This window comes from Bradyrhizobium sp. HKCCYLRH3099, assembly GCF_051167855.1.
Classification (GTDB): domain Bacteria; phylum Pseudomonadota; class Alphaproteobacteria; order Rhizobiales; family Xanthobacteraceae; genus Bradyrhizobium.
On record NZ_JBNPTW010000012.1, the window covers coordinates 147302 to 161691 of the forward strand.

Here is a 14390-nt window from a genome sequence, read left to right on the forward strand (position 1 = left end):
AGAGAGGGTGCGGCGTTAACGATCAGGCGCGGACCTGGGCGGGACGGCGGGCGTGGTGAAGCGCGCCCTGGTTGCGCGGCCCGGCGAAGCGATCGCCGCAGCATCAGTAGCGGCAGGCCCGGACACGGCCGACATACTGGCCATAGATGTCATACTGCGGCACCCAGCGGCAGACCCGATAACCACCGTAGTAGTAGGCGTCGTTGCTGGCGGCGATGGCGCTGCCGACCACGGCGGCTCCGACGAGGCCGGCACCGACACCCCAGCCCCAATGGGGATGATAGCCGCCCGCGGCGGCGGGTGTGGAGGTGGCGGCGATGCCGCCGGTGACGGCGAGCGTGGCGAGGGCGACAGCGGCAATCTTGCTCTTGATCGACATGGCGAAGGCTCCTGTGTTTCGCGTTGGGGCGGCCGGTCCTGGCCGCTTGCCCAATTGGACGAAGCCTTTTCGAAAGCGGTTCGATTCGCGCTGCGGCCGACTGGGGCCGCGTCGAATTCGTGAGGCGATGCAGAGGTTTGCGGTTGGCTCAGTGGCCGGCCAACGGGCCCGCGCCAAGCGTGTTCACGTCGAAGTTATCGACGTCCTGCAGCAGCGCGCAGAATGCGCGGGCGCCATGATCGAGCACGTGCGCGCCCTTCTCCGCAGAGGCCTGCGTGGCATCGCCGACGGCGCCGCTCGCATGGAGATCCTGGGTTTGCCAGGCCAGCGGCGCGGGGCGTTGTGTCGACAACACGCGGTTGTCGCGCGCCATCGCCGCGCCCGAGGATGCGAAATCGGCGATCGCCTCGCTCCGCACGAATTGCGGATAGCGCGCCAGCATGATCGAGGTCTCGATCGCGCCGCCATGGATGCCGTGGAGAATCTCGCTGGCCGAGAACAGCCCGTCAGGCGCGCCGAAGCGCGACCAGGAGGTCGTCACCACCAGCATGCGATGGACCGCGCGCAAATCCTGCGCGACCAGGCTCATCGCGGCGCTGTTGCCGCCATGGCTGCTGACGATGACGAGCTTGCGAATGCCTGCGCGCGCGATGCAGTCGCCGAGCGCCCGCCAGCTCCGCAGCGCGACCTCGGCCGGCAGGGTCAGCGTGCCCGGAAAATCGATATGCTCGGTCGAAATCCCGACCGGCTGCACCGGCAGGAAGGTCACCGGGAGTGCTGGCGGCAGCAGAGCGCGGACCTCCGCGAGATACGCCTCGGCAATGTAGACGTCGGTGCCGAGCGGCAGATGCGGCCCGTGCTGCTCGGTGGCGGCGAGCGGCAGCACCGCAATCCAGCCGGCGACGTCAGGCGTTTCCAGAGCGGGCCAGTTCAGCTCGGTCCAATCGCGGGGCGGCAGGGTCATCGCGCGGGCAGTTTCCTTCGTCCGTCGGGCAGGGTAGTTATCGCTCCATTGATCTTAACATGTTCAGCCAGAAAGAACCGGGGAGACCAGAGATGGCGCAATCGCTTCTCGCGCGAACGTTAATGGCGGCATGGCTGGTGATCGGTGGGACGTCTGGCGCGGCGGTCTCGGCCGCGCAGGCCCAGACCCTGGACAAGGTCTCCTTCGGCACCAATTGGGTGGCCGAGGCCGAGCATGGCGGTTTCTTCCAGGCGGTCGCGGACGGCACCTACAAGCGCTACGGCCTCGACGTGACGATCGTGCCGGGCGGCCCGAACGAGAACAACCGGATGCTGCTGATCTCGGGCAAGATCGAATTCTTCATGGCGGCGAACACGCTGATGGCGTTCGATGCGGTGGCCAACAACGTGCCGGTCGTGTCGATCGCGGCGATGTTCCAGAAGGACCCGCAGGTGTTCCTGACCCATCCGGAGTCCAGGATCTCCAAGCTGGAGGAGCTGAAGCCGCTGACCCTGTTCGTCTCCAAGGAGGGCATCTCCAGCTACTATCAATGGCTGAAGTCGGAATATGGCTTCTCCGAGAAGAACGTCCGCCCCTACACGTTCAATCCGCAGCCCTTTATCGCGACGCCGCAGAGCGCGATGCAGGGCTATGTCACGTCGGAACCCTTCGCGGTCGAGCGCGCCGCCGGATTCAAGCCCGGCGTGATCCTGCTCGCCGACAACGGCTTCAACACCTACTCGACCCTGATCGAGACGCGGCGCGACCTGATCGAGAAGAAGCCGGATCTGGTGCAGCGCTTCGTTGATGCCTCGATCATCGGCTGGTACAACTACATCTACGGCGACAACTCCGCCGGCAATGCGCTCATCAAGAAGATGAATCCGGAGATGACCGACGATCTCCTGGCCTATTCGATCGCCAAGATGAAGGAATACGGCATCGTCGATTCCGGCGACAGCATGGACAAGGGCATCGGCGCCATGACCGAGGAGCGCATCACCAGCTTCTTCGACAAGATGGTGCGCGCCGGTGTCGTCAAGCCGACGATCGACTATCGCAAGTCCTATACGCTGCGCTTCGTCAACAAGGGCGTCGGTCTCGATCTCCGGCCGAACAAGTAGGACGCGCGAGCGGCGCGATCAGCAGATGAGTTCGTCCCCTTCGTCCGCGCGCGCCGACGGAAGCGCCGTGCGCCTGCGCGGCGTCACCAAGGTCTACGAGTCCGGCGTGGCAGCGCTGGGGCCGATCGACCTGACGATTGCCAAGGGCGAATTCGTGTCGCTGCTGGGACCCTCCGGCTGCGGCAAGTCGACGGCGCTGCGCCTGATCGCGGGGCTCGTGGCGCCGACGTCCGGCGTGCTGGATGTGGCGGCGGCAGCCTCCGCGACGCAGTCCGGCCACCGCATCGGCTTCGTGTTCCAGGAGCCGACCCTGATGCCCTGGACCAGCGTGCGTGACAATGTCGGCCTGCCGCTGAAGCTCGCGCATCTGCCGGCCGCCGATGCGCGCCTGCGGGTCGACGCGGCGCTGGCGCAGGTCGGGCTCGCCGATTTCGCCGACGCGTTTCCGCGCGAATTGTCCGGCGGCATGAAGATGCGCGCGTCGCTGGCGCGGGCGCTGGTGACGCAGCCGGACATCCTGTTGATGGACGAGCCGTTCGCCGCGCTCGACGAGATCACGCGGTTCCGGCTCAACAACGATCTCCTGGCGCTGTGGCGCAAGCTGAACATGACCGTTCTGTTCGTGACTCACTCGGTGTTCGAGTCGGTCTATCTGTCGCAGCGGGTGCTGGTGGTGACGGCGCGGCCCGGCCGGCTCAGCGCCGAGATCCCGATCGAGGCCGGGACGCGCGACGATGCGTTCCGCGCTTCGCCGGACTATGCGGCGTATTGCCGTCGTGTCTCGGATGCGTTGGCACCGGCCTACACCGGAGTGCATGCGCTGTGAGCGACGGTCGGCGCGGTGTCTCCGTCTCGGCGGCGCGGCTTGCGAGCCTCGTCTCTCCGGCGGTCGTCTTCATTGCCGTGATGACGGCGTGGGAGCTTTCCGTCCGCCTGAATGACATCCAGCCTTATGTGCTGCCGGGACCGCTCCTGGTGCTGAAGACCCTGGTGAGCGATTGGGACATCCTCTTCCAATCGCTGGTGACGACCCTCATCACCACGCTCGAAGGCTTCGTCGCCGCGGCGCTTGGCGGCATCGCGCTGGCGCTGCTGTTCAACCAGTCGAAATGGCTGGAATGGGCGCTGTTTCCCTATGCCGTGGTGCTGCAGGTGACTCCGGTCATCGCGATCGCGCCGCTGCTGCTGATATATCTGCCGCAGCAGACCGCCGTGGTGACCTGTGCGTGGATCGTCGGCTTCTTTCCGGTGCTGTCGAACACCGCGCTCGGACTCAATTCTGTCGACCGCAACCTTGCCGGGCTGTTTCAGCTCTATGGCGCCTCGCGCTGGCAGACGCTGCGCTATCTGAAGCTGCCCGCCGCGCTGCCTTACATTCTCGGCGGCCTGCGCATCGCCGGCGGCCTGTCGCTGATCGGCGCGGTCGTCGCCGAGATCGCGGCCGGCAGCGCCGGTGCCGGATCGGGACTCGCCTATCGCATCGCGGAATCCGGCTATCGACTCAACATACCTCGCATGTTTGCTGCATTGGTGCTGCTGTCGGTGGCCGGGATTGTCATCTATGGCTTGCTGGCGCTAGTTTCGCACCTCGTTTTACGGCGCTGGCATGAGAGCGCGCTTGGAAAGGATAACTGATGGCGGCGACTTCGTCTGACAAGGTCGATGTTCTGATCTATGGGCCGTTGCGGCCGATCCTGGAGAAGGGGTTCCCGGACAGCTTCAATGTGCATCATGCGACGACGCAGGCCGACCTCGAAGCGCTGCCGGCGGACTTGAAGGGGCGCATTCGCGGTGTTGCCGTGACCTTCCACACCGTCAAGACCGATGCCGCGGTCATGGCCATGCTGCCGAAGCTGGAGATCATCGCGAGCTTCGGCGTCGGCTATGACCACGTCGCGGCGGCTCACGCCGGCCAGCACGGCATCGTGGTCACCAACACGCCGGACGTGCTGACCGAGGAGGTTGCCGACGTCGCGCTGGGCCTGCTGATCGCAACCTGTCGCGAGTTCATCAAGGCCGACCGATACGTGCGCTCGGGCGAATGGGAACAGAAGCCGTATCCGCTCAGCGTCGGCTCGCTGCGCGACCGCACCGTCGGCATGGTCGGCATGGGCCGCATCGGCCAGGCGATCGCGCGCCGGCTCGAAGCCTCGCTGGTTCCGGTCGTCTATCATTCGCGCAAGCCCGCGGCCGGCGTCGCCAACAAGCATTATCCCGACCTGCTGGCGATGGCGAAGGACGTCGATACGCTGGTCGTCATCGTGCCGGGCGGCGCCTCGACCAACAAGATCGTCAATGCCGAGGTGCTGAAGGCGCTCGGACCGCGCGGCGTCGTCGTCAACGTGGCCCGCGGCTCCGTTATCGACGAGCAGGCTTTGGTGGATGCGCTGAAGTCCGGCACGATTCTCGCCGCCGGCCTCGACGTGTTCGAGAAGGAGCCGGCGGTGCCCGACGCGCTCAAGGCGATGGACAATGTCGTGCTGCTGCCACACATCGGCTCCGCTGCCATCGTAACCCGCAACGCGATGGATCAGCTGGTGGTCGACAATCTCAAGGTCTGGTTTGCCGGCAAGCCGCCGCTGACGCCCGTTCCGGAAACGCCGGTGAAAGGCCGCTGATGAAACGCTCGCTCCCATTGCTGATCGCATTGCTGTCGTCATTGGCCACCGTTCCCGCGCCTGCGCAGGATGCGGGCGGCCTGAAGAAAGCGATGATCGGACAATGGGAGCTTGCGACCACCGAGCGCAGCAAGACCTGCGTGCTGACCTTGAAGCCCGAGGCGGCGCAGCGCGGGATGAAGCTCGAAATGGAGCCGGGCTGCGCGACCGCGCTGCCCTTCACCAAGGACATCGCCGGCTGGAACGTGAAGGGGCTCGACGACATCGTCAGCCTGCAATCCGCCAACGGCGAGGCGGTGATCGACTTCACCGAGGTTGAGGCCGGCATTTTCGAGGGCCTGCGCCAGGGCGAGGGCGTCTACATCCTGCAGAACCTCGCGGCAGCGCGGTCGCTCGCCAAGTCGATGGACCAGATGATCGGCGACTGGGCCATGGTGCGCGGCAACGGCGCTGTGATCTGCAGCCTGGTGCTGACCAACAACGACGCCGGCAACGACAATTTCCAGGTGTTCGTGAAGCCGAAATGCGATCCCGCTGTCGCGGCTTTCGCGCCGTCGCAGTGGCGGCTCGAGCACGGCCAGATGATGCTGATGTCCGACCGCGGCGAGACCTGGCGGTTCGAGGCGGACGACAATGCGCAGTGGCGGCTGGTGCCGGACAGCGCGAATCCGCTGATCATGCTGCGGCAGTGAGGCCGGGACCGCGCGCGCCATTCGCTGACGTTAACAGTTCGGTCATGCCGGTTAACGCTTCGTTGCGAGTTGCAGAAGCGATTTAAACGTGTCGTTTACAGATGCTGCGTCTGATGGTTGTCCCAAGGCCGGGAGCCAGCCATGCAGAGTCCAGTGCGCAGGTTCACCCATTCGCTGCCGTCGTTCAGCCTCAACGACAAGATTTCGATGGCCGCCATCGGCTTCGCCGTTCTGGTGATGCTGCTGACGCTCGGCGCGTTGTCGGCGTTGCGCGAACAGCGCATGTTCTACGACCGGCTCGAGCACCTCGCCGTCGCCTCCCGCAACATCGAACGCACCAATGCGCTGATCTACGCCGTCGTGATGGAATCGCGCGGCATCTATATGTCGTTCGATCGCAACGTGGCGCGGCGTTACGCCGATTCGCAACTGGCGAAGATCGCGCAGCTCGCCAAGGTCGTTGAGGAATGGCAGGCCGCGCTCGCCGACGATGATGCGGCCGTGTTCGCACCGTTCCGGAAGCGCATCGACCAGTTCATTGCATTCCGGACGGAAATGGCGCGCCGGACGATTTCAGTCGGTTCGTCCGCGGCGCGCGAGCTCGGCGACAACGACGAGAACCGCGCGGTCCGTACCGCGCTCAACGAGGATCTCGAGGCCCTGTCGCGGCTCTACGACGAGCGCATGGGCGAGCTCAACGAGCTCGTGGACGAGCGTGGTCTTGCCTTGGTCTATCTCGGCGGCCTCGGCCTGCTGCTGATCGCCCTGATCGCGGCCGCGGCGCTGGCGCTGCGCTGGGGCGTCCTGATGCCGCTCCTGGACGTCGCCGAAGTCACCGACCGCATCGCCGCCGGCCGCATCAAGCTGAAAATTCCGCATGCGCGGCGGCATGACGAGATCGGACGTGTCGCGCATGCCGTCGAGACCTACCAGGAAGGCACGTTCCGCCTGCAGGAGCTCGAGCAGCACGAAGTCGAGATCGAACGGCAGCATGCCGATGTCCTGCGCGACAACGAGCGGCTGGAGCAGGGCGCGATCAGCAGCCAGCAGCGGCTCGACGCCGCCGTCGCCAACATGGCGCAGGGGCTCATCATGCTCGACAGCTTCGGCTACGTGCTGATGGTCAACGACCAGTATCGCAAGCTCTACGGCGTTCCCGGCTCGATCGCGAAGCCCGGCGCGCATATGCGCGAGATCCTGGCGCATCGCGCCAAGCTCGGACTGTTGCGCGAGAAGCCGTCGGAGTTTCTCGCCGCGCTGCGTGAGCGGATGAAGCAAAGGCGCGCCGAGACCTTCGAGATGGAGCTGGCCGACGGCCGCATCATCCGTATTGCGGAACGCCCGATGGACGGAGGCGGCTGGATCGCGACGCATGAGGACTTCACCGCACAGCGGCGCAACGAGCGGGTGCTGGCGCGCGCCGAATACTTCCTGGCCGCGCTGCTCGAAAACATTCCGCAGGCCGTGGTCGCCAAGGACGCGCAGTCGCTGCGCTACGTGTTCGTCAACCGCGCCACTGAGGTGCTGTTCGGCCTGCCCCGTTCCGAGATCATCGGCCGCGCAGCGCGCGAGCTGTTCCCGGAGCCGACGGGGGAGCTTCTGGAGACCTTCGACCGCGAGCAGCTCGGCCAGGCGGTCGTCGACCAGGTGCCGAAGACGCACAGCATCGAGACGCCCGGCAACGGCAAGCGCGATGTCGTCGTGCGCCGGTTGCCGGTTTCCACGGGCGAGGGCGAGCCGAAATACCTTCTCAGCATCGTCGAGGATCGCACGCAGGATCAGCGCGCAGCGGCATGAGCGGAACGCGGCGATGTCGGGATACGCCGCCTTGACGCTGCCTTGATCTGCATCAAGAACGGCCGGCTCGGGCGGACTAGCTTGCCCGGAACGGAGACGTGTACATGACCCGACGCCTGGGGATTTCTCTTGCCACCCGCCTCAGTGCCGCAGCGCTGCTGACCTTTGCGACGCTTGCGACGACCCTTGCGCCGCTGCATCAGGCCGCCGCGCAGGACGTGCTGGGCGGTGCGATCCTCGGCGGTGCCGGCGGCGCCATTCTCGGCGGTGCGATCGGTGGCGGACGTGGTGCTGCGATCGGCGCCGTGATCGGCGCGGGAACGGGAGCCGCCATCGCAGCCGATGGCGAGCGGCGCCGCGGCGGCTACTACTCCTATCGCAACGGCTGCTATCTGCAGCGCGGCGACGGCTCCTGGGTCCGCGCGCATCCGCGCTACTGCTACTGAGTCCTGCTGATCGCAACAGAGTCTGACGGCGCGCCGTGTCGCGCCGCGGATTGCTGCAGGGCGCGCTCGAGCGCGGCGATCACGCGCACATCCTCGCAATGCGCCACGTTGAAGCGCATCATCATGCCGGCTGTTTGCGCCGTGCTGAAGACGTCGCCGGGCGCCAGCACCACATTGTCGGCCAGCGCGGCCTGGGCGACGTCGACCGCCGCGCATCCGTCCGGCAGCCTGCACCACAGATGATAGCCGCCGCGCGGCATCAGCCAGGGCGTGATGCCGAGGCGCTGCAGCCGCGCCGCGACGCGCGGACGTGCGCGCGACAGCCGCGCGCGCAGCTCCTCGATATGCTTGCGATAGGCGCCGCTGGTCACGACCTGCGCCAGGGCCTCTGCGGCGAATTGTCCGGGGCCGCCGAAGCCGGTCGCGATCTGCAGGTCGATCAGCGGCTCGATCCAGTCCGCCCGGCCCGCGATGTAGCCGCAGCGGACGGATGCCGACAGCGTCTTGGAGAAGCTGCCGACCAGGATGACGCGCTGCAGTCCGTCGAGCGCGGCCAGCCGCGGCGACGGCTCGGGCTCGAAGTCGCCGTAGATGTCGTCCTCGATGATGATCGTGTCGGATGCGGCGGCGGCGTTGAGCAGGCGGTGCGCGGTCTGCAGCGACAGTGACGCCCCGGTCGGATTGTGCAGTCCGGAATTGGTGATGTAGAGCCGCGGCCGCTCGGCCGACAGCACCGCCTCGAACTGTGCGATGTCGGGCCCGCTCGGCGTCATCGGCACGCTCACGATCCGCGCCTGGTGCGCACGCAGCAGCGCCAGGAAATTGAAATAGCAGGGGTCGTCGACCAGCACCGCGTCACCGGGCCGGAGCATCATGCGGCAGATCAGGTCGATCGCCTGCGTGCCCGACGCGGTCAGCAGCACCTGCTCGCTGAACGCCTCGATCCCGAGGCCGGCCAAGCGGGCCTGCAGTACGCGTCGCAGCGCCGGCGACCCGCGTGAGGCGCCATAGTCGGTCAGCACGCCGTCTTCACTGCGCGCCAGCGCGCGGACCGCGCGACGCAGCGCGTCCTGCGGCATCCAGTCGGCCGGCAGCCAGCCGCAACCCGGCGTCAATGTCGCCGTGCCAGCATCGAGCGACTGACGCGACACGAAGAACGGATCGACCGCACGGGGACGGTGCGGCTCACGCTCGGCGAGAGCGAGCGGCGGCAGCGCGAGATCGGCGACATAGAAGCCAGATCCGCGGCGGGCGCGGATGATGCCCTCCGCGGCCAGCCGGTCATAGGCCTCCACGACCGTCGCCGGCGCCACGCCCATGCTCGCCGCGAACGCGCGGATCGACGGCAGTCGCTGACCTGGGCCGAGCGCGCGCGTCTCCAGCCGCTGGCGAATGGCCGCGATCACGGCTGCCGTGCGCGGACCCCGATCGTGGGAAGCCGTGGTGATCGCCTTCAAGTGTATTGCTCCGATAACCAGTACAGTTTGCCAGGATTGTACTGATCTGTGGCTGCCGCAACAAGGCCGCGCCGGCTAGATCGGAGGCAGCCGGGAGGAAGACGATGAAGGGATCAATCGAAGGCTGGGGCAGCGGGGCGATCGGCATGACGATCTTCAGCGGCTCGCTGCCGGCGACACGCGCAGCGCTGGAAGGCTTTGCGCCGCTGTTCCTGACGGGGGCGCGCGCGACGCTTGCGGCGCTGCTCGCGGCAGCGTGTCTCGTCCTGTTGCGGCAGCCGCTTCCCGGGCGGCGCGACCTGCTGTCGCTCGGCATCGTGGCGCTCGGCGTGGTCGTCGGCTTTCCGCTGCTGACGGCGCTCGCGCTCCAGCACATCACCTCGGCCCATGCGATCGTGTTTGTCGGACTGCTGCCGCTGTCGACGGCTCTGTTCGGCGTGCTGCGCGGCGGTGAGCGGCCACAGCCTCTGTTCTGGCTGTTCGCCGCGCTCGGCGCCGCCGCAGTGTCCGGCTTCGCGCTGATGCAGGATGGCGTGGCGTCGCTGATCGGAGATCTTGCGATGGTCGCGGCGATCATCGTCTGTGGCCTCGGCTATGCGGAGGGCGCGATGCTCACGCGTCGGCTCGGCGGCTGGCAGGTGATCTCATGGGCGCTGCTGCTGTCATTGCCGCTGATGCTCGTGGTCTCGGCGCTGACCTGGCCGGGCCCGTCTCAGGCGATCACGGCCGCGGCCTGGCTCGGCCTCGGCTATGTCTCGGTCTTCAGCATGTTCGTCGGCTTCGCCTTCTGGTACCGCGGCCTCGCGCGTGGTGGCACCGCCACCGTCGGCCAGTTGCAATTGCTGCAGCCGTTCCTCGGCCTCGTCTTTGCAAGCCTGCTGCTGCACGAACCGGTGTCATCGTCGATGGTCGGCGCCGCCGCGATCGTCGTTCTCTGCGTCGCGATGGCACGACGCTGGGCGTGAGCTGACTGTCGCGATGACTGCGGTCGCTCCGCCTCACATCAGCCCCGAGCCCTTCAGGCTGGTGTGCCCGTTCTTGCCGACGATGATGTGGTCGTGGACGGTGATCCCGAGCGGCTTGGCGATGTCGACGATGGTCTTGGTCATGCGGATGTCGGCCTGCGACGGCGTCGGATCGCCGGAGGGGTGGTTGTGCACCAGGATGATGGCGGTTGCGGATAGTTCCAGCGCGCGCTTGATCACCTCGCGCGGATAGACCGGCGTGTGGTCGACGGTGCCGGTCTGCTGCACCTCGTCGGCGATCAGCTGGTTGCGCTTGTCGAGGAACAGCAGCCTGAACTGCTCCTTCTCGGCGAAGGCCATGCTGGTGCGGCAATAGGTGATCACGTCCTGCCACGACGCCAGCGCATGCTTCTGCCGGACTTCGCCCCTGGCGATGCGATGGGCGGCGGCTGCGATCAGCTTGAGCTGGGTGATCGAGGCGTCGCCGACGCCGTCGATCTCGCGCAGCCGCGGCTCCGGCGCATGGATCACCTCGGCGAAGGAGCCGAACGTCTTCAGCAGCGCCTTGGCCAGCGGCTTGACGTCACGCCGCGGCAGCGCCGCGAACAGCACCATCTCCAGCAGTTCGTAATCGTTGAGCGCATCGGGGCCGGCGCTGTGAAAGCGCTCGCGCAGCCGCTGGCGATGGCCGAGATAGTGCGGCGGCTCGCTGGGTGTCACATCGACAGGGGAGGTCTTATCCGGCATCCGCCGCAGCATGCCGCGCCGCGCCGGTTTTGCAACCTCGAAGTGTTCGCGACGGCTGCCGGTGACGGCTAGGCCGCCCGGCCGGTCAGCACGAGGACGATGCCTGCGATCAGCGCGAACGCCGTGGGATAGAAGGTCAACGCGAAGCCGAAGGCGCGGCCGGCCGCGCCGCTTGCATAGCCGCGCCAGAACAGCAGGCGTCCGAGACCGAACAGCACCACCAGCGTCATCAGCACAGGCGTCGGCGCGGGCAGCGCCGCCGCCAGCGCCAGATGGACCGTGACGGCCAGCACCACCTGCTCCAGCGTGTTCTGAAGGATCGCGTTGCCGCCCCGGACGGCATCACTCGGCGCGGTGCTGGCGCTGCCTGCGATGTCCTGGGGCGAGAAGAAGCGCAGCCGGGCGACGTTGCCGATGGATGCGAGCAGCCACACGATCACGAGCAGATCGAGCTTGAGGGCAACCGCGAGCCGCTCCGCCACCGGTTGCGCGGGGCCCCCTGCGGCGCGCCAGAGCGCGAATGCGATCGCGGCGATGGCAACCAGGGCGGCCGCGGCCATGCCAATGGCGACCTGCCGCTGCTCGCGTTGGAAACCGGCGTGGTCTTCGTTCACCGACGAATCCTCCCGTCTCGGGACTACATCGATTGGGTCGTCCCGCCTAGACCGGGAGATGGCCGATGAAGTCCCGGATGCAAGCGAGCACCGGCTGCTGATCTCCGGCAAACACCCAGTGATCGGCACCGTCGAGCTCGACAAAGCGTGCTTTGGGAATGTGGCTGGCCAGATGCCGTCCCGCGGCAACCAGCACGGCGCGATCGCGGCGGCGGTGCAGCACCAGGGTCGGCGCGGCGATTCGCGCCAGCAGGTGCCGGACATCCGTATCCCTCAAGGCCTCGAGCAGGCCCCTGATGGCGCCGGGGCTGGAAGACGCCCGCAGCAGGCCGGCCCACCAGGCGCGCGCCTGGGGATCGCCGGCCAGGCTCGGCGCGAATGTCTCGATGCCCGCCGGCCCGCCCCATTCCGCGACGAGCTGCTGCAGCCACATGTCATACTGGGCGGCCTGTAGCGCGTGAGGATAGTCCGCCGTCGCGCTGCCCTTGGCGAGCGAGGCGAACAGGATCAGCCCGGCGACCCGCTCGGGATGATCGGCGGCGAAGGCGACGCAGGCGGGGCCGCCCTCGGAGGCGCCGAGCAGCAGCGTGCGGCGGCTGCCGGCGGCATCGAGCACGGTGGCGATGTCGGCGGCGGTCGCCGCAACGCTCGGGCTGAAGCCGACGCGGTCGGAGAGGCCGATGCCGCGACGGTCGAACAGGATCAGCCGGCCCATGGCGGCCAGCGCGGACAGCATCGCCCGGCAGCGCGGCTCCTCCCAGACGCGCTCGACATGCGAGACGAAGCCGGGCAGCAGCAGGATGTCCAGCGGGCCGCTGCCATAGGTCTGGTAGGCGAGATGGACATGGCCGCCACGGACATAGCGTGTCGGCGGCACGCTTGGGCCGGGCTCGGCTGCCCCTTGCTTCAACAGCGCCAGCGTCTCGGCTTCGGGCGCCACGCCGAGTTCGTCCCGCAGGCGCTGCGTCAGCGCCTCGAGCTGGCGCTCGGCGGCGGCGCGATCGCCGGCCATCAGCAGGCTGCGGATCAAGGCGCGGCCATAGACCTCGCTGAGGGGATCGAGTGCCACCAGGCGGTGAGCATGGGCCGCCGCGGCAGAATGGTCACCGGCGGCACTGCGGTCCTGCACCACGCGCTCCAGCGCCTGCACTGCGCGGCCGCGCAGGGCCTCGCGCCGGAAGAAGGCCCATTCGTCGAATTGCGGGCAGTCGCCGGCCGTGAAGCCGTCGAGGAAGTCATGTGTGTAGAGGCGGCAGGCCTGCTCGAAGTCGCCGGCATCGCAGGCGGCTTCGAACTGCGCGGAATCGACCTCCGGCATGGCGCTCGCGGCCCACTTGATGGTCGACCGGTCGACGGCAAGGCAGCCGTCGCCGAGCGTCAGCTGGATCCGGTGCAGCAGACGGCGCAGCCGCGCCCGAGCGACGTCGTCTGGCGTCTCCGGCCAGAACATCGCGGCCACGCTGTCGCGCCCGACCGGCCCCTTGGTTTCCGCCAGATAGACCAGCAAGGCAACGCCCTTGCGCAGCGCCAGCGGACACGGTCGACCGTCTCGCTGCAGCTCGGGAAAGCCGAATGTCTGGACGCGGAACTGAACCATCGGGAGGCGGCCTGTGGGAGACGCGTCGGGGGACGCTTGGGGGACGCTCGGTTGCTACGGCTCGGTCTCGCCAGGGACGCGCGCGATCGAACGATCGGACGCGTCGATGGCGGCAGGCCGTCCTCGAAGCAACAAGGAAATAGACATGTTTGGCCGTCTCCTCATTCTGCTCTATGCCGCCGTGAGCTATGCCGTCTTTCTTGTGTCATTCGGATGGGCGGTCGGTTTCGTCGGGAACACCAACCTTATCACGGGCAAGTCGATCGACGTCGGCGTCTCCGGCCCGGTCGTCGAGGCCGTCATAATCGATGTGCTGCTGCTCGCGCTGTTTGCGGTCCAGCACAGCGTGATGGCGCGTCCAGCCTTCAAGCGCATGCTGACGCGCATGATTCCAAAAGCCGCCGAGCGCAGCACCTATGTGCTGCTGTCGAGCCTGGTGCTGTTGCTGCTGCTGTGGCAGTGGCGGCCGATTCCAACGCTGGTCTGGCGCCTGGACGGCATTGCGGCGACGGTGCTGACCGGGCTGCATTGGTTCGGCTGGCTGCTCGTGCTGACCTCGACCTATCTGATCGACCATTTCGACCTGTTCGGCTTGCGCCAGGCGATCTTTGCCGTCCGCGGGACGGAGGCGCCGGCGCATCCGTTCAAGACGCCGCTGCTGTATCGCCTCGTGCGCCATCCGCTGATGCTCGGCTTCCTGATCGCCTTCTGGGCGACGCCGGAGATGTCGGTCGGTCACCTGCTGTTCGCAGCCCTCAACACGGCCTACATCCTGGTCGGCGTGTGGCTGGAGGAGCGCGATCTGGTCGCCCAGTTCGGCGCGAGCTACGAGCGCTATCGCCAGAGGGTTCCGATGCTGCTGCCGCGGCTGGTGGGCAGCCGGTTCAACGCAGATGGTGAGGCCTCGCCGGCCCCGCGCAGCAATCCCTGAGGCCGCTGGCGGTTGCCTCGTGCAGGGCAGGCCATGCGCAGTCGCATGGCCACGCAGAC

The 14390-nt window shown here is 67.4% G+C and carries 15 protein-coding genes; 9 read left to right on the forward strand and 6 right to left on the reverse strand.

Annotation, left to right across the window (positions count from 1 at the left end; all coding sequences use genetic code 11):
• Positions 1-103: 103 nt before the first annotated feature.
• Positions 104-379, reverse strand: coding sequence for a hypothetical protein (locus ACQR1Y_RS22235; RefSeq protein WP_434862168.1), 276 nt, complete (start codon positions 377-379; stop codon positions 104-106).
• Positions 380-527: 148 nt separating this feature from the next.
• A complete protein-coding gene (locus tag ACQR1Y_RS22240) occupies positions 528-1343 on the reverse strand; it encodes a creatininase family protein (RefSeq protein WP_434878012.1) in 816 nt (271 codons plus the stop codon).
• Between the two features lie 92 nt (positions 1344-1435).
• Here ACQR1Y_RS22240 and ACQR1Y_RS22245 point away from each other — a divergent pair, with 92 nt between their 5' ends.
• The 7 genes from ACQR1Y_RS22245 (at position 1436) to ACQR1Y_RS22275 (ending at position 8020) form a co-directional block, all read left to right on the forward strand.
• On the forward strand, positions 1436-2467 hold the full coding sequence (locus ACQR1Y_RS22245) for an ABC transporter substrate-binding protein (protein ID WP_434862170.1): 1032 nt from the start codon (positions 1436-1438) through the stop codon (positions 2465-2467).
• A 25-nt stretch (positions 2468-2492) separates the two neighbouring features.
• Complete coding sequence (locus tag ACQR1Y_RS22250; protein WP_434878011.1) at positions 2493-3293, forward strand: ABC transporter ATP-binding protein; 801 nt, start codon at positions 2493-2495, stop codon at positions 3291-3293.
• Complete coding sequence (locus tag ACQR1Y_RS22255; RefSeq protein ID WP_434878010.1) at positions 3290-4102, forward strand: ABC transporter permease; 813 nt, start codon at positions 3290-3292, stop codon at positions 4100-4102. The genes ACQR1Y_RS22250 and ACQR1Y_RS22255 overlap by 4 nt, the downstream gene beginning before the upstream one ends.
• The gene (locus ACQR1Y_RS22260; RefSeq protein WP_434878009.1) at positions 4102-5085 is read left to right on the forward strand and encodes a 2-hydroxyacid dehydrogenase; all 984 of its coding nucleotides are present in this window, start codon (positions 4102-4104) and stop codon (positions 5083-5085) included. Before ACQR1Y_RS22255 ends, ACQR1Y_RS22260 begins: the two co-directional genes overlap by 1 nt.
• Before the next feature lie 92 nt (positions 5086-5177).
• The gene (locus tag ACQR1Y_RS22265) at positions 5178-5777 is read left to right on the forward strand and encodes an AprI/Inh family metalloprotease inhibitor (protein WP_434862214.1); all 600 of its coding nucleotides are present in this window, start codon (positions 5178-5180) and stop codon (positions 5775-5777) included.
• Positions 5778-5918: 141 nt separating this feature from the next.
• Positions 5919-7574, forward strand: coding sequence for a PAS-domain containing protein (locus tag ACQR1Y_RS22270; RefSeq protein ID WP_434878008.1), 1656 nt, complete (start codon positions 5919-5921; stop codon positions 7572-7574).
• A gap of 104 nt (positions 7575-7678) precedes the next feature.
• On the forward strand, positions 7679-8020 hold the full coding sequence (locus ACQR1Y_RS22275) for a hypothetical protein (protein WP_434862175.1): 342 nt from the start codon (positions 7679-7681) through the stop codon (positions 8018-8020).
• On the opposite strand, the gene ACQR1Y_RS22280 is transcribed toward ACQR1Y_RS22275, so the two are convergent.
• Positions 8014-9477, reverse strand: a complete 1464-nt coding sequence (locus ACQR1Y_RS22280; protein WP_434878007.1) for a PLP-dependent aminotransferase family protein — start codon at positions 9475-9477, stop codon at positions 8014-8016. The genes ACQR1Y_RS22275 and ACQR1Y_RS22280 overlap by 7 nt on opposite strands.
• Positions 9478-9581: 104 nt before the next feature.
• On the opposite strand from ACQR1Y_RS22280, the gene ACQR1Y_RS22285 reads away from it, so the two are divergent.
• Entirely contained in the window at positions 9582-10442 is an 861-nt protein-coding gene (locus ACQR1Y_RS22285) for a DMT family transporter (protein ID WP_434878006.1), read from the forward strand.
• Positions 10443-10475: 33 nt separating this feature from the next.
• On the opposite strand, the gene radC is transcribed toward ACQR1Y_RS22285, so the two are convergent.
• From radC to ACQR1Y_RS22300, 3 genes are all read right to left on the reverse strand, one after another.
• On the reverse strand, positions 10476-11189 hold the full coding sequence (gene radC / locus ACQR1Y_RS22290) for a RadC family protein (RefSeq protein ID WP_434862177.1): 714 nt from the start codon (positions 11187-11189) through the stop codon (positions 10476-10478).
• Positions 11190-11257: 68 nt separating this feature from the next.
• Complete coding sequence (locus ACQR1Y_RS22295) at positions 11258-11803, reverse strand: MAPEG family protein (RefSeq protein ID WP_434878005.1); 546 nt, start codon at positions 11801-11803, stop codon at positions 11258-11260.
• A gap of 46 nt (positions 11804-11849) precedes the next feature.
• A complete protein-coding gene (locus ACQR1Y_RS22300; protein ID WP_434862179.1) occupies positions 11850-13400 on the reverse strand; it encodes an alpha/beta fold hydrolase in 1551 nt (516 codons plus the stop codon).
• Positions 13401-13545: 145 nt separating this feature from the next.
• On the opposite strand from ACQR1Y_RS22300, the gene mddA reads away from it, so the two are divergent.
• A complete protein-coding gene (gene mddA, locus ACQR1Y_RS22305) occupies positions 13546-14331 on the forward strand; it encodes a methanethiol S-methyltransferase (RefSeq protein WP_434878004.1) in 786 nt (261 codons plus the stop codon).
• The last annotated feature ends 59 nt before the right edge of the window (positions 14332-14390 follow it).

Coding starts and splice junctions, on each gene's coding strand:
- ACQR1Y_RS22235 (WP_434862168.1), bottom strand. CDS start 379: ATGTCGATCAAGAGCAAGATTGCCGCTGTCGCCCTCGCCACGCTCGCC.
- ACQR1Y_RS22240 (WP_434878012.1), bottom strand. CDS start 1,343: ATGACCCTGCCGCCCCGCGATTGGACCGAGCTGAACTGGCCCGCTCTG.
- ACQR1Y_RS22245 (WP_434862170.1), top strand. CDS start 1,436: ATGGCGCAATCGCTTCTCGCGCGAACGTTAATGGCGGCATGGCTGGTG.
- ACQR1Y_RS22250 (WP_434878011.1), top strand. CDS start 2,493: ATGAGTTCGTCCCCTTCGTCCGCGCGCGCCGACGGAAGCGCCGTGCGC.
- ACQR1Y_RS22260 (WP_434878009.1), top strand. CDS start 4,102: ATGGCGGCGACTTCGTCTGACAAGGTCGATGTTCTGATCTATGGGCCG.
- ACQR1Y_RS22265 (WP_434862214.1), top strand. CDS start 5,178: ATGATCGGACAATGGGAGCTTGCGACCACCGAGCGCAGCAAGACCTGC.
- ACQR1Y_RS22270 (WP_434878008.1), top strand. CDS start 5,919: ATGCAGAGTCCAGTGCGCAGGTTCACCCATTCGCTGCCGTCGTTCAGC.
- ACQR1Y_RS22275 (WP_434862175.1), top strand. CDS start 7,679: ATGACCCGACGCCTGGGGATTTCTCTTGCCACCCGCCTCAGTGCCGCA.
- ACQR1Y_RS22285 (WP_434878006.1), top strand. CDS start 9,582: ATGAAGGGATCAATCGAAGGCTGGGGCAGCGGGGCGATCGGCATGACG.
- radC (WP_434862177.1), bottom strand. CDS start 11,189: ATGCCGGATAAGACCTCCCCTGTCGATGTGACACCCAGCGAGCCGCCG.
- ACQR1Y_RS22300 (WP_434862179.1), bottom strand. CDS start 13,400: ATGGTTCAGTTCCGCGTCCAGACATTCGGCTTTCCCGAGCTGCAGCGA.
- mddA (WP_434878004.1), top strand. CDS start 13,546: ATGTTTGGCCGTCTCCTCATTCTGCTCTATGCCGCCGTGAGCTATGCC.